Below are 21,048 nucleotides of genomic sequence, written 5' to 3'. Positions count from 1 at the left end.
GGGAATAAGGCGCGGGTGCCGGGTCCGGATTTCCTTTTTCCTCTTTTCCCATGTTTCCTGTTCATCTTTCGATAGCATCTCTCCCTCCATATATACATATCCACGCCCTACGCACGTATGGATCCACACCCAGCATATTATTCCACGAGATTGGCAACCTCCCGGCCGTCAGCCGGGCCAGGGTAGCGACCTCGGCGCGGAGGATCTGGGAGTGACTGGGTATCGGGTTGCCCGCATCTGCGAACCGGCGACGAAACTCCTGAATCACTGCATCGTTCTCCGGATACGGCATGATCTGGCGCTGGGCCGGCGCCGGCTTGCTCTTGTCCTCACCCCCCACTTATCTTCTGTGGATGCGGAGATTGCAGATGTAATCCCAGGCTGTCAGGAATTTCAGCCACAGCGGACAGACTCCAGACAAGGATCACTGGATACTACTTTTGCGCCGAGCGACACTAGGGTCTGCGATCCGGCTCAATGCCAGGGAAGGCGCAGCCCCCGCTCCGGCGGGGGTTTTCAATTTTGGCGTTCGATCACCCGCGGGCTATCCTCGCGGGTGTAATAGCCCACCGGATACCCTTCCCATCCTTCGTCCGGCGCTGGCTCCAACAGGTCCTGTACTTGCTCAGGATCAGTGACTGCCGGATCCAGCCACTGCGCCCAGGCATCGGGCGGCAGAATCACCGGCATCCGCGGATGAACCTCGCCAACGGCTGCGTTGGCTTCGGTCGTGATGATCGCGCAGGAATCAAACGCCTCACCCACCTCCCCTTCTGGCGGCTCCCAGCGGCCCCAGACGCCGGCCATAAAGAAGGGTTCGCCGTCCCTGCGTCGAAAGTAATACTGCAGCTTGCGCTTCTCACCGGTGTCCTTCGGCTCATAGAAGCCATCAGCGGCGATGAGACAGCGGAAATGCTGGAAAGGAAACCGCCAAAGGCGGCTGGTCGTCAGTGTTTCGGCCTTGGCATTGATGGTGGAGTACCGGGTCTTGGGCTGCTTCTCGAACGGCGGGATGTAGGGCCAGTGCAGGGCGACCAGCTCACGCTCACCGGCCGGATCCAGGCGGAAGGCTAGTACTGACTGGCCCGGCAGGAGATTATACCGAGGGGGCAGCGCGCCGACTTCGCAGCGGGCCTTGGCAAGTTCTGCGAAGGGCTCGGGGGGCGTGGTCCTGGCGAAGCGTCCACACATACTGGGTCATAACCGTTTGATTCTTATTTTGGCCATGGTACCCCACCCGCGCCCCGCTGCCCAGGGATTCCCCGTGGTCCGGATAAACTGTATATTTGCACAGTGTGCATTGCCATCCTGTATTTTCACGAAGGCCAGCGGGTCCTAGCCCGGTTCGGCCATCCGGACGCCGTGCTGCCCGTGTATACGCGCTCAGGCGGGATCCGGCTGCTCGCCTGGGGCGAGCCCCGGCGCCAGGGCGTCTTCCCCCACGGCGGCTGGACCCGCCTGGACACCCTGTATGCCGGGGACTGGGACTACTGGTTCCCCATCCCGGTCCAGCTCCCGATCCACAGCTACATGTACCGGGATCACCGCGGGCGCGGACAGTGGACGGACCCACTCATCAAGGGACATGTCCTCCAGGGGCTTGTGGCTCGGGACGGACCCCAGCGTCGCGTGTATGTCGTGACCCTCCCGCCCAGTGAGGATGCTGAGTCGCCCCTGCAACCCCGGGTTGTAATCCGGTTGAGCCGGTGAGGCCACGGATGGCAGCGGCCATGGGCGAGAAACAACCGCCCTGCAGGGAGGCGCCATCGGCGTGAAGCCATTCCGCGCCCAAATCGATATGATTTTTATATTTTAATACAGCGGGTTATGGGCTGGTGCCAGAAAAGGTAGTCTAAAATACAAATGCTGGCAGCAGCTGTGGAGGCGGCTAACCGCCCGCGTAATCGATGCGCGCAACGAAAAATCAGTCACTTACCAAGGCGGGTGACGCCTCCCATTGGCGCTGGCCTGACGTGCGGACCGCCCCCGGTGCCAGAAAAGGTCGTCTAACTGACAACCGGACTTGGCAACAGGGTGCCCGAAGGGCGGCTGGGCCAGGTAAGGGGAGGCAAACGGCCCCGCCTCTTCCCGGCGGATCTCGAGCCGCGGTCACACGCCGTGACCCTGGGGCCGGTTATTACGATTATTATGGATGTCAGCTACCGACCAATAGCAGAAGTTAACGTGGAGGTGAGGGGTGGCTGACGGCTTTCCGGCAGACGACCCTCTCTACCGCCGGGTTGGGCATGGATGTGCTAGAGTTGGCACGACGCGCTGCATAGAGTCACAAGAGAGCAGAGTTTGACGCCTACGCAATAGATCTTTGCTGCTCCATCGACCAGTGCACCCAACGAAATAATGAAAATCGCAAGAAAAATAATTGGACTGAACCACTTGCTGTTTATAAAGATATTCTTGTAGTAGTCAACAGTCCCTTTCTGTGGTCCCGTGATAGGTTGATTTCCGCGCCCCGTCAGCCAACCACCAATTATTTGACCCGCTGCTGAAATGACGGCAGATGTCACAAGCCTTGTAGCTTCACTTGGAGCCTTCTTTGGTGTTTCGGGCACAGGTGGCTCATTCATCGCGATAGCTCCTTAGAGTGATCCCCAACGATCTAACTATGCTGCGCAAACAAATCGCAGCGTAATTTGCGCCGAACGAGCGCATTGTTTGTTTTTATTTCGCATGATTCACTGGAAAATTCCAACGATACCTTTGGCATCTTTTTGCTTGACTGTGTAATAGCTCTATATTCACTCCGGTAGCCGTCAACATTTCTAGTTCAATAAGCATTTTTAAGAATTCTCTGTACTCCACCAGTTTATTAATGTCTGGAGCAACATTTCCACCGCCTTCAGAATAATGCGTGTAATAATTTCTCGCTTTTACTATAGATCGAATCTTGCTTTTCCAATCTGGAACAAACATACTAAATACATCTTTGTGATTGGAAGACATCATTTTTAGCCGTTTAGCTAGAGAAAATTCATTAAAGTACTCTAGTCTCTGCTTGTATGCCTGCTTTACGTCACTATCCAATTCATGCGGTATCGCAGATTCAAGGGCAGGTAAGACGTCTTCCCGATATTTTTCGTCAGGTATATATGTTCCACCATATCTCCTACGGTGAAATACTTCTGCCGACTGTGCAAGCGACAAGAAGGTAGACTCAATGTATTTGTTGGTTCCATAGAGTGATGAAAAATACAGCGACCTAGAGGGGGATACCTCTGCTGCTACCTTTGCCCATGATTTAAGTATTTGCTGAAAGTTTTCTTTGATTACGCCGTAGGGCATAAGTATTTCTATCGGATGAGGGCGCCTATCCGATTGCGGTTCTTGAACAGAAGAATAGTAAACTTGTAGATGAGGCGATATACTCGTGCCATCTTCTCTTGTCTCTATATCAAAATCCCCTACCAGTGTAACTACTTGGGGCTGATTGTATTCGAGAACGCAGATTGAAAAGAATTGAATCAATTCATTTAGTTTTTCTATATAGTATTCCAGCGACTTTGGGGTATCTTTTTTCAGCGTAACCCAAACGATTTCATTAAACTCTATTTGCTCAGTTAGCGGCCCACCGAACGGTATCTTATCGGTACTAAAGCCAAATTCGATTTTTAGGCCCTTTAAGTATTCAAACCCGAATGTTTCTTTCGCCTTATATCTAATCGTAAATGATCGAAAATCGCCATCATCGTGCTCTACTGATACCCCAGATTCAAAGAACCAGCGCTGTAACCCGGGCCACTTTAAAGACAGCTCGCTAAACGCATTCTCTACCTTTGATTGGGGTACTAATCCTCCGACTAGCACATAATTTGCTAAGACAATCCGTTTTTCTATACCGCTACTTGACCATGATGTATTTAGGTCAAAGCATTTGAGAAGTGTAATTTGTTTTCCATCAGATGTACGCCCGTGCAGTACCTCATATTCTCTCGATTCCGATCTTGAGAACGGGAAATGCCCCGGGCTATCTATAGTAAGTATTAGCTTTGCAACGCCATCGTCGGAAATCAATCGGCCAGCGAGTTGAGTATCTGGGTCATCTGGTGACCACCAAAAGCCTTCAAATTCTGGTAAATCTTTCATATTTAAAATCTAACGCCTGGGCTAAGCCGCCGGTTTGGAGCGCCAGCGGAAAACCGTTCATCTTGAGCCCCCTTGTTGGGTGCTTTTCAATGTAAGTCATTGTCGAGCTTGCTCTAGAGCGTTTTCAATATCCTGAATCCACTCACAATCAGTTCCTCTACTTTCTCGTGCATTCCTTATCATTCTTATGTTATTAGCAGTCGTCTCTGGCTCCCACGTCTCTCGAATCGAGGCTAGAGCCATTCCTAACGCAGCTTGAGCTTTTTCAGATTCTTGGGACAAAACATGCACTTCTAATTCGGTCGCATGATCCCAGTAATCAGGGTTTTTACTGGCTAATCGCCTCTTTACCGAATAGGCTACCACCGGAATAAGCTCGATTCTCCGTGGATCAGGGGGTTCAGTACACTCCATAAGCGTTACCGCATTGATCCCAGGGTATGCATCCCTCCAATCCGCCTCAAAACCTTGCAGGTAGGCATCAATAGCCTTTTTCAAGTAGGCGCTGGCTGCTGGACTTCCATTTCCCTTGGCTGTTATCCACTGATCTTTATATACCCGCCCTAAAATTCCGTTTGTTTCGCTGCTTGGTCCATGATTATCGATAATTTCGATTAATATACGCTCGGCTTCTTTGTGGAGCTTTAGCCTATTCAAGGCAAACCCTAACTGCTCCTGTACAAGGATCGTTTGCTTCAGTGGTGGTGCCATTTTATTAGTCAGATCGACCATTCTCTGCCAATCTTTTACTGCTCTGTAAGACAGGAATAGATCAATAACGATAGCTGGGTCAGCATCGACTACATCAATTTCTTTCTCAATAACATCGATCGCACTACTACCTTCCTCGCGCGCGCATCTTAAACGCCCCTTCATAGATTTCGAATATTCAACCAAATCTCTAAACGAATCTGTCTTTAACCTTTGAAGATCAGGTCGCGGCACATCAGTTAATAATTGATATAACGGACTGTCGTCGGAAGGATCACGGCAGGATTCAAGCCTTTCCCTTAATAGTTTGCGTGCTAATTCTGGCTTTTCTGGACACCCATAGTCGTCTAATTCATAGAGGATTGCTCTCAAAGGTGCCACATCAAAAGGCAGACGCATTCCACTACCGGCAATAGGTACGGTGCTATACGGTCTCACTCCATGCCTAATTCCTAACTCATAAAACACATTCGCATTTGCGGTTGTGAGATCCGCTACGGCATATTCGCACATCATGAGGCGCTCAAACATTGGCTTATGTATGATTCCGCCAATTATCTCTTCGTCAGCTCTTATAGGCTCTAAGTTTGCATCCTCTATTGCAGGCGCAATTATCTGATCATACACAGCGTCGAATTCGACAACACGCCCGGTTTCATCAGATTTCCGCCCGAACGGCATAAGCACAAAACAATAAGGCTTCATCGTACCTCTCCTTCACAGAGTAGCGAGATCTTGAAGCCTCTCCTCGCTCCAGTTGTATAGATTAATCCCGTTATCCTCTAATACCTTCGGTTTAGTACCGTTTGTATTGTTCAAGCGGATAGCGTAGACGGGCTTATTATTTCTTAACGTCATTTCAACTTCTTCACGTACCCATCGACTACGATGGGTTCTCTCACCGACGAACACGATTGTCCGCGAAGTTCCACTCATGGCTTTTGAAATCGCCTGACGGATAACGGCAACATCCTCCGTATTCCAGCGCTTCAATAAGTCTTTAACACGAAAATTTAGATTTCTGTAATTTGGGTTCACAGCCCGGCCCTTGATAGTAAGGACAACTTCACGATCAGCTTCTGTGAAGCTAAAAAAACAAACGTTAGGCATTCCAAATCTCCTTAATGAAGCGGTCTATTTTTTTATCGACGAGCGGATCACGGCCGCCCAACGTTTGGCTCTGCGGCTGGTGAAAGTTGAGGCGAAGCCGGAACTGTTACCAGTCCGACAGCAGCCTATTGTTATACGATTTTCCGAGCAGTCCATTGGGTATGTTCCCTTGAAAATGCCGCCTCACTATTTACAACAAACTCAGATAATTGTTGTTCATTCTTTACAAAAACAGACTCACCTTTAATCAATACGATTTCATGTGCAGCCAGCGCGTACGATGAGTTAAGTTCATTGTACTTCTTCGCTTGAACCCAAGTTAGAACGGCACCGGCCGCGGTGGCGATTACCTCTATTGGTAGTGAGCTAGCTGGCTCTTTAATTCGATAGAGCAACAGAAGGACCGCTACCGAATGCAAAACGATTGAAACAATAAACCAGCGTTTTGCGAGGCGCCTGTTCAACTGCGATTTTTCTGAATACCACATCGACTGATTATCCACCCGATCCCTTACATAAGTTTCTAGCCTCTCTGACCAGGGCAAAGAACGAATGACTTTCATCTTCTCAGAAATCGCTTCACCCAAGTTAGGGGTCCATTCTAATACGTGGGATAAGGATCGATTTTGATCAAGAATTCCCTTGAGATCATTCAAAAGCTCTTTTTGTGCCTGCTCTTCTGGAATGTTGTCATCGTATGGCTCAGATCTCATGATCCAACGCCATGTACGAGTTTTGACAGACTCGGCTACAGCGCGGCCGTTGTACCAAATATCTTCTGGCTTATGCACTTTGAGCCAAACTAATATGCCCAATGTTATTAAAAAGAGTGCGGCAGAAGTGATTGCCCCATAAACACTGGTGAGCCATGCGTATGACACAAAGGCTGCAAGAATCAATAAAAAGAGATAGCATATCAATGCGCTAAAATAATGATTTTGTGCTTTTAAAGACGTACTATCTGCAGAGTTATACAATGCAGGAAAATCCTCTTCCTGCATTTCCATTCTGGTGTCCGTGGGTTCAATCATGAGTTTGCACGGCGCATTGGGCGGCTGAGGTCGTACTGATTTGAAATGCGAGAATCGAATGCATTTTCAATTAGTAGTGGCAAGGTTTTGGTATCTAATTTTTTCCAAGGAACAACGGATAACTTAACCTCTTTACTGAGAAGATTATCAATTATTCTTGCGGGAAGATATGGATAGCGGAGTTCGTATTCAGCACGATTATCAACAGATGTCCAGCTCGTTGTTTCGGGGTAGATCGCGCTTTTCTCATTGTCGTGAGCCGCAGTCCAGTTGTTGCCGGGGTTGGCGCCTGGAAGTAGAACTGCTATGACACCGGATCGTTTGTTGGATTTTCCATCGTACATGCTTGAGTAAACTTCCCAGTCAACATGCTTTCTCCCTTTGGTGCCTTGCCCCACCAAAAGAATTGTTACAGTAGAGTCTCCGAGATACTCGTCGCGGATTTTCTGTCGAATTCTGTCATCCGGCAAATCATCTGAAATATCACGGGTATCTACAGATCCGTCGATAAACATAGGATTGTCCTCATTGAACTTAATCAACGAGTCTTTGTAGGCGATATCGCTACTATGAAAGCTAATGAAAACTTTATGCATGATCTTTGCTCATGACTATGAATTTTTATGTATAACAGTTTTGTTATAAGGAATATATATTATTAGTAATAGTGCAGATTCTGCCTATCATGCAATACTCCCGATTCCGCATATTATCGGTACATCCTACCGGGTATATTCACCTAAAATTATATATGAATCAATAGCATTACCTTGATTGACTTACATCTACCGAATCGTAATAGGCCACCATACTTTACCTTCAATCAACTAATTCACAGACATATTGATAATAGGCGGAAGCCCGTTTCGCCTGGCGCGAAAGTCCGCTTAGTGCCGGATCCGGACCTCCCGCTCCTCCTTCCTTGGCATCTGACATACATGTGATTACGGTCCCTCGAGCTCATCTGCCAGCTCAGGGCTATCGATATAGGGGTTCCGGGTGCCCTGCAGCCTAGCAATAGTGTCATTGCGCCATATCTCGTGGGTACTCGGTGGATCATTACGGTGCCACTCGACCAGCATCTCCTTCATCTCGAAGGGGATGGGAAGATCGTAGGCATCGTGGACATAGAATATGGCGCGGGCGATATCACCCCGAACCTCGGTACGGGGTTCGACTAGGTTGATATCCCGATCAACTTCGAAATCGCAAGCCAACAGATGCAGTTCTTCGCCGGGAACCCGGCCAAACGGCAGGTTCCCGCGAGCGCTGTTCACCCCGCCAAGCGTAGGGAAGAGGTTATGCAGATCTGCCTCGAAGTGGTTAAAGGTCTCACCTTCATCAGGATCATTTCGACAGGCTGATCGACTGCTGCATCCCATCGCTTCAGCTGCCCAGCTGGCGGCATAGACATGCTCGATGTTGAGAGGGGCATGGCCACGGAATGCCTGTCCACAGTAAAGGGTTTCGCCGCCACGTGGATAAAGCTGATCCCAGAACCAGATCTCCCGCGCTTGCCTGTAGGAGTCGATCACAGTCTGTTCTGCGTACGCCAACGGAGTAATCAACAGGGAGATGAAAATACCAATCCACGCTTGCTTACCCGAAAACCCCATTTCTTATCCCAATGGCTTGTTAATTATTTTGCTTGGTGGCGGATCAGATCTTGATCCCGATAGGCCGGTCTCGGGCCTCTCTCCGACTGCGAAAAAAGTGTACCACGTGGTACACCCAGATCTTTGGTACACGAATTACACTATGTATATCAATATTTTACGATGAATCTCTGCGGGTTGTCGAGGCGGTGTCAGTAACCTCGGATTCATGTGGAGGATCTGACTCGACACCCGGGATCGCCCCTGGGGATGGGCTCAGATAGCGAGATGCCACCGGTCTCCGACTGCAAAAAAGTGTGTCAGGTGGTACACTCCTGTTCACTCGGACAGATATTTTATTATTTTATCAATATCTTACTGGACTTGTCCGAGGACAATGGATGGTGAACGTCGCCCTCGGATTTTGCGTTCAGTCACGAGATCAGTGAGCTACAGATCCGTCAGCCGTGCCGTGCCAGGGCGGCGACGCAATCCCAGGCTGTCACCAATATCAGCCTGGCGGACAGACTCCAGATAAGGATAACTGGATACTACTTGCGCGCCGAGCGACACTAGGGTCTGCGAACCGGCTCAATGCCAGGGAAGGCGCAGCCCCCGCTCCAGCGGGGGGGGTTTCCACTTCTGGGGTTCGATCACCTGCGGGCTATCTTCGCGCGTGTAATACCCTACCGAATACCCCTCCCATCCTTCGACAGGCGCAAGCTTAAACAGGTCCTGTAGATGTTCGGGATGCGTGGTCGTCGGATCCAGCCACTGCGCCCAGGCATCGGGCGGGAGAATCACCGGCATCCGCGGATGAACCTCGCCAACGGCTGCATTGGCCTCGGCCGTGATGATCGCGCAGGAATCAAACGCCTCACCGCCCTCCCCTACTGGCGGCTCCCAGCGGCCCCAGAGTCCGGCCATGAAGAAGCGTTCGCCGTCCCTGCGACGGAAGTAGTACTGCGGCTTGCGCTTCTCACCGGTGTCCTTCGGCTCATAGAAGCCATCAGCGGCGATGAGACAGCGGAAATGCTGGAAGGGGAACCGCCAGAGGCGGCTGGTCGCCAGTGTTTCGGCCTTGGCATTGATGGTGGAGTACCGGGTCTTGGGCTGCTTCTCGAAGGGCGGGATGTAAGGCCAGCGCAGCATGGCCATCTCCCGCTCGCCTACGGGATCAATCCGACAGACGAGCGCATTTTAGCCGGGGAGGATGTTGTACTGCGGCGGTAACACGAGAAATTCGAAACGGGCATTGGCGAGCTCAGCGAAACGCACAGGTGTGGTAATTTGGGTAAAGCGACCGCACATACATTCCCTTTCGGAAGCCTCAGGTTCAGGTCAGTACATAGACCGTGAAAATTAAGTCAAGAAGACGGCTCATCGTTTACTTTGAGATATGCCTCAAGCGCCAGCCGCACGACCTCAGAACGAGTCGGAATCTTACCCAGCTCCCCTTTGAGCTGCATGCGCTTCTCATCAATCTTATCCGCCAGGTCCGCACTAATACGGACGTTTATCTGCACTCTGTCTTCCATCGGTGCTGCTCACTGCATGACAATTTGAGAAATCGTACCTGTATACATGGACATTGTCTACAGTATTGACAATGGCAAAATTTTATGTATAATGTGTAGACGTGTTTATTTATTTATCAGGTGACAAAATGATTTCAGAGAAAGTTTCCATGAATCAACAGGGACTTAGCCAGCAGCTAGAATGCCGGATCATAGGCATGCACTTTGAAATGGATCTGGATAGTGGACAGCATATACACCGTCTACGTCTGGAACACATGTCTGGAATGATCAATGCCTATATCAAAGCTGGAGATAAAGTGGCGCCCTTAAAGAAGATCAAGCGAAAGCAGTGGGCATCAGTAGTACTACGGAAACAACCAGCACCAATTGGTAATGTTGATTATCGAATTGTCCAACTTCAACTGACCCATGTCAGGACAAATAATACTACTCCGTCACTGCATACCTCATGTGTAGCAAAAGCGGGAGCAATTACTGCATTAACGACTGGCAGCGCTGAAAATAAGCAAGCCAAGATAAAGCGTCGAAAACTTGCTCCTCCGCCAAGTATAAATGGTAACACCAGTAAATGCAGTGTCTGCGGATCTCCTGATGTTTGGCCAAAGAAACACGGCATGTGTCCGAAGCATTATCGCCGCTGGTACAACAAGAACCATCGTGACGCAAATAAACGCCGTGAACAGGTCAGAGAGTGCTATCGCAGAAATCCTGCTAACGCCCTGCTGAGCTTGTACAAAAGCAAGGCCAAACGCGAAAACCGCGAATTTGACCTTGACCGTGATTGGATCCAATCACGCCTGGATAAGGGAAGGTGTGAAGTGACTGGGCTACCGTTCGCCAAAGGGAGGTTTGGGGAAAAGCCAGGTAAATATCGACAAGACCCATGGGCGATATCGATAGACAGGATCGATAACAGGAAGGGCTACACGAAAGATAATTGCCGGATGGTAGTATGGTCGCTCAACCGCGCAAAAGGCAATTATCCTGACGAGGTGTTATTGAAACTGGCAGCAGCATTGGTTAATCCGCCGTTGCTGTAAGTTTGATAGCGAACTGATACTTCCTTTGATATATAGCGCGAGCTCACAGTTGTGCGGAGGGCTGTGAGGATATAGACCAACTGCAACAGCAGTTCTCGGAGTTGATGCATCGGCGATATTCCGCTGCATAACCGCACAGCCGGGTCAGGCTGAAAATGGGCGCTCTCCGTTTCTTATAAAATTCAACAATAACGGTCTCAGTTAGCCAGCACCGAATCATAGAAATTCTCGAATTCAGATTCCGCCAAGGCTGGTGGAGATAACGCAGTCTGGCTCAAGCTCCGCTTCGACTCCAACAACTCATGCAACTTGACATCGAATGACCCGTCTCCATATCTGGGATGTTCTGCTAGCGGATAATAAACCGTCACAGGACGTTTCTGACCGATTCGATATACGCGATCCGTACATTGATCCTCGACTGCCGGATTCCACCATCGTGACAGATGGATCACATGATTGGCGGCGGTCAACGTCAGACCGACACCCCCGGCCTTCGGCGACAGAATCATCACGTCAAACTGCCCTTCTGGTCCATTCTGAAACTCATCAACGCGGGACTTTCGCTCGGCACCTCCCACCTGCCCACTGATCCGAACCGGGGGCCTGTGAAGACGATAACGCTGCTGGAGATAGGGGATAAGGTATTCCTGGAGTTTCAGCGACTCGAGGAAAACTAGCACCTTCTCCGCCTTATTGCTGATTTCATCCAGGATCTCCACGAGTGCCATCAATCGTGCAGAGGTTTCGACCACCTCATCCGTCACACCCTCATTCCCTATACGCTGGGGCAGAAGCGAACTCATCCTCAAGCCGTGCAGCACTTCGAGCATCGCCCCACGTTTACCCTTAGCCTGCATGGCTTTTGCAAGTGCCGCATCATAAGCCTCAATCTGAGGTGTCGGCATTGGGTGCCGGATGACATTACTCTGTTTATCCGGCAGTCCGTCAAGATGGTGCTCTTTCAGCCGGCGAAGCATCAGTGGGGGCTCACCCTCTTCCTGAAGCATTGTCCGCAATTCAGCCGGGACGTCCGATGCATTGCTGGATGGCACCTCATAGGCATCGTGAAACTCCTTCATGGAGCAGAGGAACCCGGGTGCGGCGGCGTCAACGATGCACCATAGATCCGCAAGCCGGTTTTCAACAGGCGTGCCCGTGAGGAGCAATGTAAAATCGGATTTGAGCGATTTTGCGGCCTCAGTCAGTCGTGCGGCTGGATTCTTGATTTTCTGGGCTTCGTCAAATACGAGAACCCCCCACTCCACGGGCAGGAATAGCGAAATTTTGTCCCGTAGTGTCTCATACGTGGTGAGAATCCACTCAGCGTCCTGCAGCCGTTGTTTTCGTTGCGCGGAGCCAAGGTCTGTCAGTTCCTTTAGATCCTGGCCAAACGCCTTTACCAGGCTGCCCAGTGCGCCCGGCATCAGATGGCTTTCGGCCTCATCAGCCCAGTTTTTCAGCAAACCGGTCGGCGCCACAATCAGATACGGCTTGGACCTGTTCCGCGAATGGCCTGCCATCTCCTTGTGCCAGGCAAGAAAAGCCAGGGTTTGAAGTGTCTTGCCCAATCCCATGTCGTCCGCGAGCAACGCGCCCGGACTGCCTGCTATCCAATGTTGCTGAAGCCAGCGCAACCCCTGTACCTGGTGCGGAAAGAGCGTCGTCGTTTTCAGGCCGACAGGCAGACCACCCGCCTCACCTTCCCTGCGCTGGGATGGAGCCTGGTAGCCGAGCTCATCGATATTGTCGATGAGCACAGGCGCAAGTACGGTCTTTTTATCATGCGGCTCGGTCGTGACATTTTCATCCCCGGCGGGTTTAACGACAAGCCTGGAGAGGGTGTCTGCCACCTCTTCACTGACCGCAATCGTCTGGCCGTCCAGCGTCACCTCCCGCTGGCCGTTTGCAAGCGCCTCCTCCACCTTTTCCAGCGCATCAGGGAGTTCGCCAGCCTTGAGACTGAGTAAGGCATTATCCACCGGGATGGCGATTTCCACTTCTTCAGGTGGGAGCCATTGATTTCCCTTCGGCAGCATATAAACGTTTGCCTTGGGCACCCACTCGCCAATAGCCTGTACCCGTTCACTCAGAAATTCCGGCGTCTCCTCGAACAAATCCTCGAGATCTGTTTCCGCGTCGTCTCCCAGTTCCTCCCTTATGGCGGCAAACGGATTAGCAAGAAAGGCCCTGCGTTGCGGCGCGGGCCGGTCCTGTGCCTTCTTGACCGCGGTTAACGCCTTCTGGACATGCTCGGGCACCAGGACATACCAGCCCCCGCCCAGGGCGTAATGATGCCGCACCGTGTCGAGCTCTCGAAATCGGTTGGCAAAGGTGTCATGGTGGGACTCAGGCAGGATCGCGGAGTATTCAGGTGTATCATCCAAATCGACCTCACTCTGAGACGTACGAGTCAGCAGAACCGGGTCGAATTGATCATCCTCCACCATATTGAGCGTCAGGGCATCCGGGCGGACGATATTCATATTCTTCAGCTGATCCCCCACCACCGCATCCTCGGGAAGCAGCAGCCTGAGTTCAGCCCATCGCGCAAAGCGCTCATCCATATCCTTCGGGGGCGAGGCACGGAAATGCTCAATCCCCTTCACAATCGAATACAGGGGTTCATGCAGCAGATAAGTCTTACCGGCAGCTATCAGTACAGCACCATGTCGCTTCAACCCCATGACGGGGCGGCTGTCGTATGTCACAAAAACAGACTTGAGCTCGAACCCGGGACTGGCGAGCAATCCCTGACCGCGTATCTGCAACCGGTAAGGTGCCGGCTCGGGGAGCCCGAGCTGAGCCGCTTCGTCATCATCCAGGTCAGCAACCGCGTCGTGGCGCAGGAACAGGCGGTCCTGGCCCTGCGGCTGCGCAATGCCATCCTCCATACGAGCGAGCAGGGGACCCGGTGTGCCCTGACCCGATGAAAGGTCGATTGAGTGCATGCCCCATTGATCCAGTGGAACCCGCTTGCCTTCCGCCTGCAGCTGAAATTCAACTCCATCATCTTTCACATGCCATGCAAGTTCTGCCATCGATCAGCCCCTGAGATACTCACGTGCGGAAACTGACGCACCGGTTTTACGCCTGACATAACCGGCTAGATTCGATTGCCAGGTCCCGTTCTCGGCTCCCATGTGAGCCCCGTCATGTCTTGGCTGGTTCATGAGTTCCTGGCGCGAATAGCTGCGCTGATACAGACGTGGGCAGTGCCGGTCATCCATCTGCCATACGCGATATTTTCCTGTGTGATTCCATTCGGTAATAACCAGATCATCAATCCGCATCAGCAACACCGCATGATTCGCCTTTGTCCCGTTTCCGGAGACGGTTCCATAGCCGTCCTTGGTTGCCTTGAACCGCTGCCTGGCCAGACGTTCAGCACCCGAGGCCAGCGCTATCCAGGCATCCCGAATGTAGCCGTGACGGAGATACGCCATCCAAAATGCGCGGCGATACCGCCAGTGTCTGTCAACTTCCCGGTCCGTATCCGACAACGCATTGAGGAGGCGGAAAAAGTCTTCCATTGTCTCCTCAACCAGCCATTGCATCATGACCGCGCGGGCAGCGTCACTCACTCCGTACCATTCACCCCGATGGGTACGGGGGTCACCGACATGCTCAAGCAGAAAGTCCCGGATGACGCGTTGCTCGGAATCCGACGGATCTCGCTCCGAAAAAGGCATCAATACGGATTCTATGAGTTGATTTCTGTAGCGAGGGAACCGAAACGCGGCTCCTGCGGGCTGCCGGACAATCGAAAATCGGAACAGCCGCTGCAGCAATGCCTCAGCGTTGTCGGAATCTTTGAGCCACTGGCCGATATGATCCAGCAGCGCGGCATAGGCATACTCAATCAGCCCCCGTACGGCACAGTCTCCAGTAAGGCCGGCCTGCTCCAGTACTTGCTCAGGCTCTCTCTCAGCCTGGGCGAGTTGTTCGGCGAGTACAGTCGGGGCATTTTCCTCAAGCAGTCCGAACTTGTCGACCTGCTCCTTGACAACACGCAGACGGACACCGTCGATATCACTGACCATCTGGCCCAGCGCTTTCCGTACGGGATTGAAATAATCCTCTTGTGCCGGGTACGCGGCGAGAAACGCCCTGATTATAGCGATTACCGTCCCCTGCATTCGGTCACCATAGACACGCCGGAAATAGGTTTCGATAAAGCGTCGCTCGCTGGCGAAGGCCGTTTCACCATCAGCCGAACCCGGTTCAAACAGCAGCCAGGCACCACGCCTTATCAAGGACCGGGGTGCGTCATACAGTTTCTTTGGAGATGGGAGCAGCGCACGCAGCCGGGTTCTTACTGCATCCAGCTCCCACTGCGGCGGATCTCTGGGCTCAACCCGGGCCAGTTTCCAGCGCGCCTCACGAATCGCTGTTTCGAGCGCCGGTGCGGGCCAACTCTCGCTATGCGGCGACGTGACAACCCGGCTTGACAGGCTTTCCTTCAGGCCGGCCACTACTTGACACCCGCCTCTCTCATTTTCTGCACCAGCTGGTTATCTTCATTGGGCGGTGTCATGATGAAACGCAGGTCAATTCGGCGGTTCGCGCTATCACCAGTGGGTACCTCGTGACGGCGAACCGGCCTGCCCTCACCATAGCCACTGACACTGAATACGGGCTGATCCTTCTGATTTGTCAGTCCGGCCAGTACCGGGTTGTCATCCACGAGTTCGTGATAGGTGAAAATCGCCCTTGCCGCGGACAGATCCCAGTTATCGTCATATTGTGCGCTTCGAATAGGCACGTTGTCCGTATGGCCTTCTATGAATACCGAATCCAGACGCCCCCGGTAATCCTCATCGCAGCTGGCTGAATCGATCCCTTCGGGCAGGTCTCCGGCGGTATAGCACGGGAGGATATCGGACAGCACCTCACCGATCCGGCTCAGTTTCATTAGTTCCGATTCTTTCAGCCACGCCCTGCCCGTCGGGAAGAGAATGGCATTCTCGGTCAGCCTCAGCACGCCGTGCCGCTCATCTATTTCAACATGAATATCGTGCCTCTCGAGCGCCTGCTGGATCCGTTCAAGCATTTCCGCTCGCACCCGCTCGGCATTGGTATACCGTTGATTGATTTCCTTGAATTCGGCGCTGGCTTGCTGGAAATTGATCACGAAGGCCATCAGCGTAATCATGAAAACAAACAAAAGCCCCGCCATCATGTCGCTGACGGAGATCAGATAGCCCGCCCCGTCATCCTCGAATGTGGTATGTTCAGCCGGCCGTTTCACCACTGGCCTCCATCACTTCGCGCAGTTCTTCGATCCCCTCGCCTAGCTCCTTCACTGCGCCGGAGAGATCACGGACGATACTGCTGGCATGCGCATCGAGCTGTTCAACGAATTCACGCATCGATGAGGTGTAGCGAGAGAGGCCGTCGTCAATCTCCTGGAAGGTTCTCCCCAGGGAATTATCCACATCCTCGAACCGGCTCTGGTAGTCATCCCATGCGGCCTTGACGTTCTCCTGCAACTCGGCGAGATTTTCAACCGCCTGTCCGATCGAATCCGTCGATCCGGTCACCTTCAGCGCCGCATCCTGCAGGGCGGCACTGCCTTCCTGTACCCGGTCGGCCGCGGCAACGAGGGGATCCGCGGCCCCGGTGAGATGCTCGTAGGCTTCCTGGATCTCGTTTACCAGCTCACCAGTCCGGTCCAGGATCTTGGCGGTATCACCCGTGATGGTGCCGATATCCTTGGCCACCTCCGAGAGTTCGTTGACACTTGTCACCAGATTGTCATTCAGGCTCCGGACGGTCTCGGCGAACGCCTCCATTTCGGTACCGGCAGCACCCTGGATCGAGTCGGAAAACTGACTGACCACCTCCTTGAGCATGGCCTCATTGGATGCCCCCTGATCGGCCCGCAAGCCCTCAACCGCCGAAACCAGGCGCTCCATCGCCTCCGACATCGGGGCCTTGACCTGCTCCTCCAGCACCTTCGAGATCGAGAATGCCAGATCATTAGAGAAGGCTGCGAAGATGCTCGTTTGTTGCCGGGCTTCCTTCAGGCTCTCCCGCGCCAGGTGCTCAGGGGTCACCCGGGACAGACGATTATCCAGCTCGTTGACCCATTCATTGATCAGCCGGTCGAACCTGTGTACCCAACGCTTTTCCAGAGCGGAGAACAACAGGGAAAAGAACAATCCGACAATCGAAGTCATGAAGGCCAGGGATGCGCCGCCGAGCAACCGCTCCAGCGCCTGCTTGGCCTCCTCCACGCCACCGCCAAGGCCGTCACTGGCGAGGTAGATACCGGCGACTAGCCCAACAAAGGTGAACATGATGCCCATGCCCGTCAGGATATTCGGGACGGCACTGTACCAGCGCAGATCCACGATGGGCTGCAGGATCGTCTGCCGGGAGAAATAGGCATCGGCATCCGCGGTATTCCTGACCACATCGGGGCCGTCGTCGAGGTCAGGGTCGGGCAGCAGCAGGGTTTCCGAAAACTCATGCCAGGCGTGCTGAAGCATGGATGACTTTTTTATCGCTTCATCAAAGGCATAGTATTCAGCCGCAAAGCCTTCCTCGCCCTCTATTGACTTGAGCCGATCACAGGCTTGCTTGAACTCCCGAACCGTCGGCGCTATACGAGCACGGAACCGCAAATAATTGTAGAGGGCGACGAGCGCGATCAGTATACAGATGAGCGCCACGCCCTCGAGGGTGACGATGGCATTCGCCAATCTGTCCAATAATTCCGCCAGATGCTTGGTAGACATAGTTTAAACTTATAAAATAAAGGGGATTTTTGCCACGACGACCTGTCCAGGCCCTTGGGACGGGCACACCTCTCATGTATCGGCGTCGATTTCGCTCGCTTCAGGAAATTTGAAGCCTGCATTAGGTATAAAAGTATTCACGCCATTCCCTGGCTGCAGCCCCTTGACCTGCGCACAGATCGCCTCGATGACAGGCTCGTCCAGGGTAACCCATATGACCGCGCCGCTGCGATGCTGGTAGGCGACCGGGCGGGGCAGCGGCTGCGCCTCCTCCAGCACCCAGGCATAGACCCACTTCTCCACCTCGCCGCTGCGAAGCTGGGCTTCATCGATCCTGTGCTTGTCCAGCGCGGCCAGCCGCTCGTCTAGTGAGAGCGGCCCCAGCACATCCACGATCCTCGTCACCCCGACCACCGTCCCGCTGCCCTTCCTGATTAGGGCGATCCAGCCCCGCGTGGCGGTCCGGGAAGAGCGCATCTCCCAGATCTTTTCGCCTTCCAGGATGCGCTCGATGTGCGGCGAGTCGATGACCAGACCGCTTTTCAATACCCCCTCGGGCCGCGTGGCCAGGGTGCTGGTCCGGCTTTCGGCGCGCTGTACCACCTGTGCGGGGATGTGTGCCTGCGGATCCGTGATCGGCATACCCGAACTCTCCGATGCCTGGGCAGTGGCGGCTGGCTCTGTTTCCGCAGTGGCATGTGACTTCCGTTCCGAAAGACAATCCAGCAACCGGCCCAGCGCCTCGAGGTCCCGGGCGTCGTAGCAGATACCGGCGGGCTCGTCGGCACCTTCCCGCACCGGGAACGCCTGGTAATTCGAGCTGGCGAAATATTCACTACCCGTCTTCCGATTGCGGGCCTGGGTGATACCGTTCTCACTATCCAAACAGTCAGGCTGGGCCGCGTCGGGGTGGATGACCACCCTGAAATACTTCGGCATCCCGCCACCATCCACGGACATACCCTGCCTGGGAATGTAGAGGGTATCGCCAGTGCGGCGGGAGACGAACATCAGGACCTTCACATAGCGGTCCCTGCCGTCCTTCCTCAGCTGCACCTCCCAGCCGGCGCGTTCGACCTGTGCAACGATCTGGTCACGGACCTGCCTGCTTATTTCTGTTATTGGCATGCTTCAATCCTGTTCTGATGATGTGAGTTTGAGGTAAGGCACCTGTCCCGCCGGGACCGTACGCGAAGCGGGGTCCACGTGCGCCGGCTGGTCATCGAAGAAAAGGTGTGTCCTGAATGCCTGCAGGACCGGCGCTTTCGGCAGGCCGCCAAGGAAGAAGGCTTCGTCCACATCCACGTTCCACGCGCGCAGAGTGCGGATGACCCGTTCATGCGCCGGTGCATTGCGGGCGGTGACCAGCGCGATGCGCACCGGCCGCTCTTCCGGCGGGAAGCGGCCGTTCATCTTGGCCAGGGTCTTGAGAAGCTTGCCGAATGGGCCTTCGGGGAGCTCCTTTTGGGCGTTCTCCCGCTCGTGATCGACGAATGCCTGCACTGCCGCCTCGTGTCCGTCTCTTGCCTTCACCTCCTGAAAGACGCGTTCCGCCTCGTCGGAGAACAGTACGGCATCCCCATCGAAGGCCAATCGGATGACATCCCGGTCCGGCTCGTAACCTTCTGGCGGCTCCTGGATGACGGCCGCCGCCACACCGGCATTGACCGCCTCCTGGACATCCTGTTCGGATTTGGACAGAAACAGGTCAACGGAATAGGCGTCGAGATAGGGCGCAAGCGAGGCACCGCTGACGAAGGCGGCGCGGGTGATATGCTCATCCAGGCCGTAGGATTTGATGCCGTTGAATATGCGCAGGCCCATGCCAGCATCGTTGCGCGAAAGGATGATGACTTCGACCAACGGCGGGCGGCCCTGTTCACGATACTGGTTGAGCTTGAGGATGGCCTCGACCAGGTGGAAGGCCGTGCCCTGCTTCGGCGGCACGTCCTCGTGGTCGATCTGATAGGCGCGATAGGCATCCAGACCCTGCTCCTCGAAGATACGGTTTTCTCCCTCGAGGTCAAAAAGGGAACGGCTAGAGATGCCAATAACCAACGTATTTTTCAAGTCCACCGACATAACTAACCTCGGAAGACTTTAGAGGTAAGTGATTGAAATACTCTGTCGATATTATATCTAGAATCCGAATACCTAGACCCGATTTCCTTCATCGAAGAAATGATGTCCACAAACTTATCCTGCAGCTCCACTGGCGGCACCGGAATCGGAATCCTATTCATCTGAGCCTGATTTAATTTTGGCTGAGCGCTACCTGAAACATAATCAGCAATGGATTTTCGATTAATCGTATACATCAAATACTCCAATCTTGCATGCTCAGTCTCTCCTAAAACATGCGCGTGGTTATTAACCCAGTATTTTCCCTCCGCAATAAACGCGATCGGTGTAGAGCGTGCCAACAGATTTGCACCGTCCTCGCCTATTAACAAATTCCGCCCTTCAAACAAATAGTCGTCGACGTAATCAATGATTCCACTCGCTCCATAGTATGGATATTCACCAGCCATTTTCTTTCTATCCGCCGCCTTTACAGGAACACGCTTACCATCCAGGTTCTGGACCAACCCACCAAGCGACTTAACCGCCCAACCCATTGGGTTTCTCGTCGGATCTCCAAACATATCGAGAAAGACAGCGCGAAGGAATTGGTCGGCAAGCTGGATGGCCTGCTGGCGTTTGCGGCGCAGGCTGTCGGCCTTGTCGAGGATGGCAGCGATGCGTTTTTGTTCTTTCAGGGGTGGCAGGGGAATTTTATGCTCCCAAAAAACCTTCATATTTACACGAGGCATTTTGGCCCCAGCCACCTGGGCACTTACCCAATTCACAAATGGACGGGAACGCAAATAATAGGCTAGGTACTTCCTATCCAAGCGCTTCTCATCAGGCAATAACGGAACCAGCTCCGTAGTAGCCAATCCCGGCTGATCTGGAAGAACCACTTTGTTCAGATATGGGCGAAGTTTTGAGTACAGTACATGTCTTTCGTCAAACCAGTGCGTTGAATTCTTCGCCGCTGCCACAGGCGCAGATATTTTTTCTAGGATTTTACCGGTCCCCGACTCGATTTGATCAAGATTGAGAGTCCATACGGATTCATCGGGCACCCTCGTCTTCCTTCTCACAGGGGATGCTGGACATACTTCACTTAATGC

At 53.1% G+C, this 21,048-nt stretch carries 18 protein-coding genes; 2 read left to right on the top strand and 16 right to left on the bottom strand.

Annotated features, from left to right (window positions below; genetic code table 11):
• Positions 1–516: 516 nt before the first annotated feature.
• Complete coding sequence (locus tag CFK21_RS06660; protein ID WP_096365928.1) at positions 517–1,191, bottom strand: SOS response-associated peptidase; 675 nt, start codon at positions 1,189–1,191, stop codon at positions 517–519.
• Between the two features lie 180 nt (positions 1,192–1,371).
• Between CFK21_RS06660 and CFK21_RS06655 the strand changes: the two genes are divergently transcribed.
• Positions 1,372–1,710 (top strand): hypothetical protein, encoded by a 339-nt coding sequence (locus CFK21_RS06655; protein WP_157745456.1) that lies wholly within the window; start codon positions 1,372–1,374, stop codon positions 1,708–1,710.
• A 969-nt stretch (positions 1,711–2,679) separates the two neighbouring features.
• Here CFK21_RS06655 and CFK21_RS15190 read toward each other — a convergent pair.
• From CFK21_RS15190 to CFK21_RS15185, 8 genes are all read right to left on the bottom strand, one after another.
• Entirely contained in the window at positions 2,680–4,101 is a 1,422-nt protein-coding gene (locus CFK21_RS15190; RefSeq protein ID WP_157745453.1) for a HEPN domain-containing protein, read from the bottom strand.
• Between the two features lie 96 nt (positions 4,102–4,197).
• Positions 4,198–5,517, bottom strand: a complete 1,320-nt coding sequence (locus CFK21_RS06650) for a TRAFs-binding domain-containing protein (protein ID WP_096365926.1) — start codon at positions 5,515–5,517, stop codon at positions 4,198–4,200.
• A 12-nt stretch (positions 5,518–5,529) separates the two neighbouring features.
• The gene (locus CFK21_RS06645) at positions 5,530–5,922 is read right to left on the bottom strand and encodes a TIR domain-containing protein (protein ID WP_096365925.1); all 393 of its coding nucleotides are present in this window, start codon (positions 5,920–5,922) and stop codon (positions 5,530–5,532) included.
• Between the two features lie 131 nt (positions 5,923–6,053).
• Positions 6,054–6,929: a DUF4231 domain-containing protein gene (locus CFK21_RS06640; RefSeq protein WP_197703020.1), complete on the bottom strand. Its 876-nt coding sequence runs from the start codon at positions 6,927–6,929 to the stop codon at positions 6,054–6,056.
• 20 nt (positions 6,930–6,949) lie between these two features.
• Complete coding sequence (locus CFK21_RS06635; protein WP_096365923.1) at positions 6,950–7,549, bottom strand: TIR domain-containing protein; 600 nt, start codon at positions 7,547–7,549, stop codon at positions 6,950–6,952.
• 348 nt (positions 7,550–7,897) lie between these two features.
• Complete coding sequence (locus CFK21_RS06630) at positions 7,898–8,569, bottom strand: endonuclease I family protein (RefSeq protein WP_096365922.1); 672 nt, start codon at positions 8,567–8,569, stop codon at positions 7,898–7,900.
• A gap of 570 nt (positions 8,570–9,139) precedes the next feature.
• The gene (locus CFK21_RS06625; RefSeq protein WP_096365921.1) at positions 9,140–9,706 is read right to left on the bottom strand and encodes an SOS response-associated peptidase; all 567 of its coding nucleotides are present in this window, start codon (positions 9,704–9,706) and stop codon (positions 9,140–9,142) included.
• Positions 9,707–9,915: 209 nt separating this feature from the next.
• Complete coding sequence (locus CFK21_RS15185) at positions 9,916–10,086, bottom strand: ribbon-helix-helix protein, CopG family (protein ID WP_157745450.1); 171 nt, start codon at positions 10,084–10,086, stop codon at positions 9,916–9,918.
• A 128-nt stretch (positions 10,087–10,214) separates the two neighbouring features.
• Between CFK21_RS15185 and CFK21_RS15180 the strand changes: the two genes are divergently transcribed.
• Positions 10,215–11,129: a hypothetical protein gene (locus CFK21_RS15180; protein WP_157745447.1), complete on the top strand. Its 915-nt coding sequence runs from the start codon at positions 10,215–10,217 to the stop codon at positions 11,127–11,129.
• Between the two features lie 197 nt (positions 11,130–11,326).
• Here the strand turns inward: CFK21_RS15180 and CFK21_RS06620 are convergent, their stop codons facing one another.
• The 7 genes from CFK21_RS06620 to CFK21_RS06590 all read right to left on the bottom strand — a co-directional run bounded on the left by CFK21_RS06620 (position 11,327) and on the right by CFK21_RS06590 (position 21,000).
• On the bottom strand, positions 11,327–14,170 hold the full coding sequence (locus tag CFK21_RS06620) for a DEAD/DEAH box helicase (RefSeq protein ID WP_096365920.1): 2,844 nt from the start codon (positions 14,168–14,170) through the stop codon (positions 11,327–11,329).
• Between the two features lie 3 nt (positions 14,171–14,173).
• Positions 14,174–15,604 (bottom strand): EH signature domain-containing protein, encoded by a 1,431-nt coding sequence (locus tag CFK21_RS06615; protein ID WP_157745444.1) that lies wholly within the window; start codon positions 15,602–15,604, stop codon positions 14,174–14,176.
• Positions 15,604–16,380, bottom strand: a complete 777-nt coding sequence (locus CFK21_RS06610; protein WP_197703019.1) for an OmpA/MotB family protein — start codon at positions 16,378–16,380, stop codon at positions 15,604–15,606. Before CFK21_RS06610 ends, CFK21_RS06615 begins: the two co-directional genes overlap by 1 nt.
• Positions 16,364–17,872 carry an anti-phage ZorAB system protein ZorA gene (gene zorA, locus CFK21_RS06605; RefSeq protein ID WP_096365918.1) on the bottom strand — a complete coding sequence of 503 codons (1,509 nt, stop codon included), beginning with the start codon at positions 17,870–17,872 and terminating at the stop codon, positions 16,364–16,366. The genes CFK21_RS06610 and zorA overlap by 17 nt, the downstream gene beginning before the upstream one ends.
• 72 nt (positions 17,873–17,944) lie before the next feature.
• Positions 17,945–19,000 (bottom strand): hypothetical protein, encoded by a 1,056-nt coding sequence (locus CFK21_RS06600; protein WP_096365917.1) that lies wholly within the window; start codon positions 18,998–19,000, stop codon positions 17,945–17,947.
• Between the two features lie 3 nt (positions 19,001–19,003).
• Positions 19,004–19,954, bottom strand: coding sequence for a 5'-nucleotidase (locus tag CFK21_RS06595; RefSeq protein ID WP_096365916.1), 951 nt, complete (start codon positions 19,952–19,954; stop codon positions 19,004–19,006).
• A 2-nt stretch (positions 19,955–19,956) separates the two neighbouring features.
• Positions 19,957–21,000 (bottom strand): restriction endonuclease subunit S, encoded by a 1,044-nt coding sequence (locus CFK21_RS06590; RefSeq protein WP_172844269.1) that lies wholly within the window; start codon positions 20,998–21,000, stop codon positions 19,957–19,959.
• Positions 21,001–21,048 lie beyond the last annotated feature (48 nt).

Origin of the sequence: Thiohalobacter thiocyanaticus, assembly GCF_002356355.1 — a bacterium.
Taxonomy (GTDB): domain Bacteria; phylum Pseudomonadota; class Gammaproteobacteria; order Thiohalobacterales; family Thiohalobacteraceae; genus Thiohalobacter; species Thiohalobacter thiocyanaticus_A.
The sequence above is the reverse complement of the archived record's forward strand: the minus strand, read 5'-3'. Positions and strand labels throughout refer to the sequence as shown.

What these genes read in the sequence shown, in the direction of transcription:
- CFK21_RS06635 (WP_096365923.1), bottom strand. Translation starts at nt 7,549, where the DNA reads ATGCATAAAGTTTTCATTAGCTTTCATAGTAGCGATATCGCCTACAAA.
- CFK21_RS06640 (WP_197703020.1), bottom strand. Translation starts at nt 6,929, where the DNA reads ATGGAAATGCAGGAAGAGGATTTTCCTGCATTGTATAACTCTGCAGAT.
- CFK21_RS15180 (WP_157745447.1), top strand. Translation starts at nt 10,215, where the DNA reads ATGATTTCAGAGAAAGTTTCCATGAATCAACAGGGACTTAGCCAGCAG.
- CFK21_RS06630 (WP_096365922.1), bottom strand. Translation starts at nt 8,569, where the DNA reads ATGGGGTTTTCGGGTAAGCAAGCGTGGATTGGTATTTTCATCTCCCTG.
- CFK21_RS06660 (WP_096365928.1), bottom strand. Translation starts at nt 1,191, where the DNA reads ATGTGTGGACGCTTCGCCAGGACCACGCCCCCCGAGCCCTTCGCAGAA.
- CFK21_RS15190 (WP_157745453.1), bottom strand. Translation starts at nt 4,101, where the DNA reads ATGAAAGATTTACCAGAATTTGAAGGCTTTTGGTGGTCACCAGATGAC.
- CFK21_RS06620 (WP_096365920.1), bottom strand. Translation starts at nt 14,170, where the DNA reads ATGGCAGAACTTGCATGGCATGTGAAAGATGATGGAGTTGAATTTCAG.
- CFK21_RS06650 (WP_096365926.1), bottom strand. Translation starts at nt 5,517, where the DNA reads ATGAAGCCTTATTGTTTTGTGCTTATGCCGTTCGGGCGGAAATCTGAT.
- zorA (WP_096365918.1), bottom strand. Translation starts at nt 17,872, where the DNA reads ATGTCTACCAAGCATCTGGCGGAATTATTGGACAGATTGGCGAATGCC.
- CFK21_RS06625 (WP_096365921.1), bottom strand. Translation starts at nt 9,706, where the DNA reads ATGGCCATGCTGCGCTGGCCTTACATCCCGCCCTTCGAGAAGCAGCCC.
- CFK21_RS06600 (WP_096365917.1), bottom strand. Translation starts at nt 19,000, where the DNA reads ATGCCAATAACAGAAATAAGCAGGCAGGTCCGTGACCAGATCGTTGCA.
- CFK21_RS06595 (WP_096365916.1), bottom strand. Translation starts at nt 19,954, where the DNA reads ATGTCGGTGGACTTGAAAAATACGTTGGTTATTGGCATCTCTAGCCGT.
- CFK21_RS15185 (WP_157745450.1), bottom strand. Translation starts at nt 10,086, where the DNA reads ATGGAAGACAGAGTGCAGATAAACGTCCGTATTAGTGCGGACCTGGCG.
- CFK21_RS06645 (WP_096365925.1), bottom strand. Translation starts at nt 5,922, where the DNA reads ATGCCTAACGTTTGTTTTTTTAGCTTCACAGAAGCTGATCGTGAAGTT.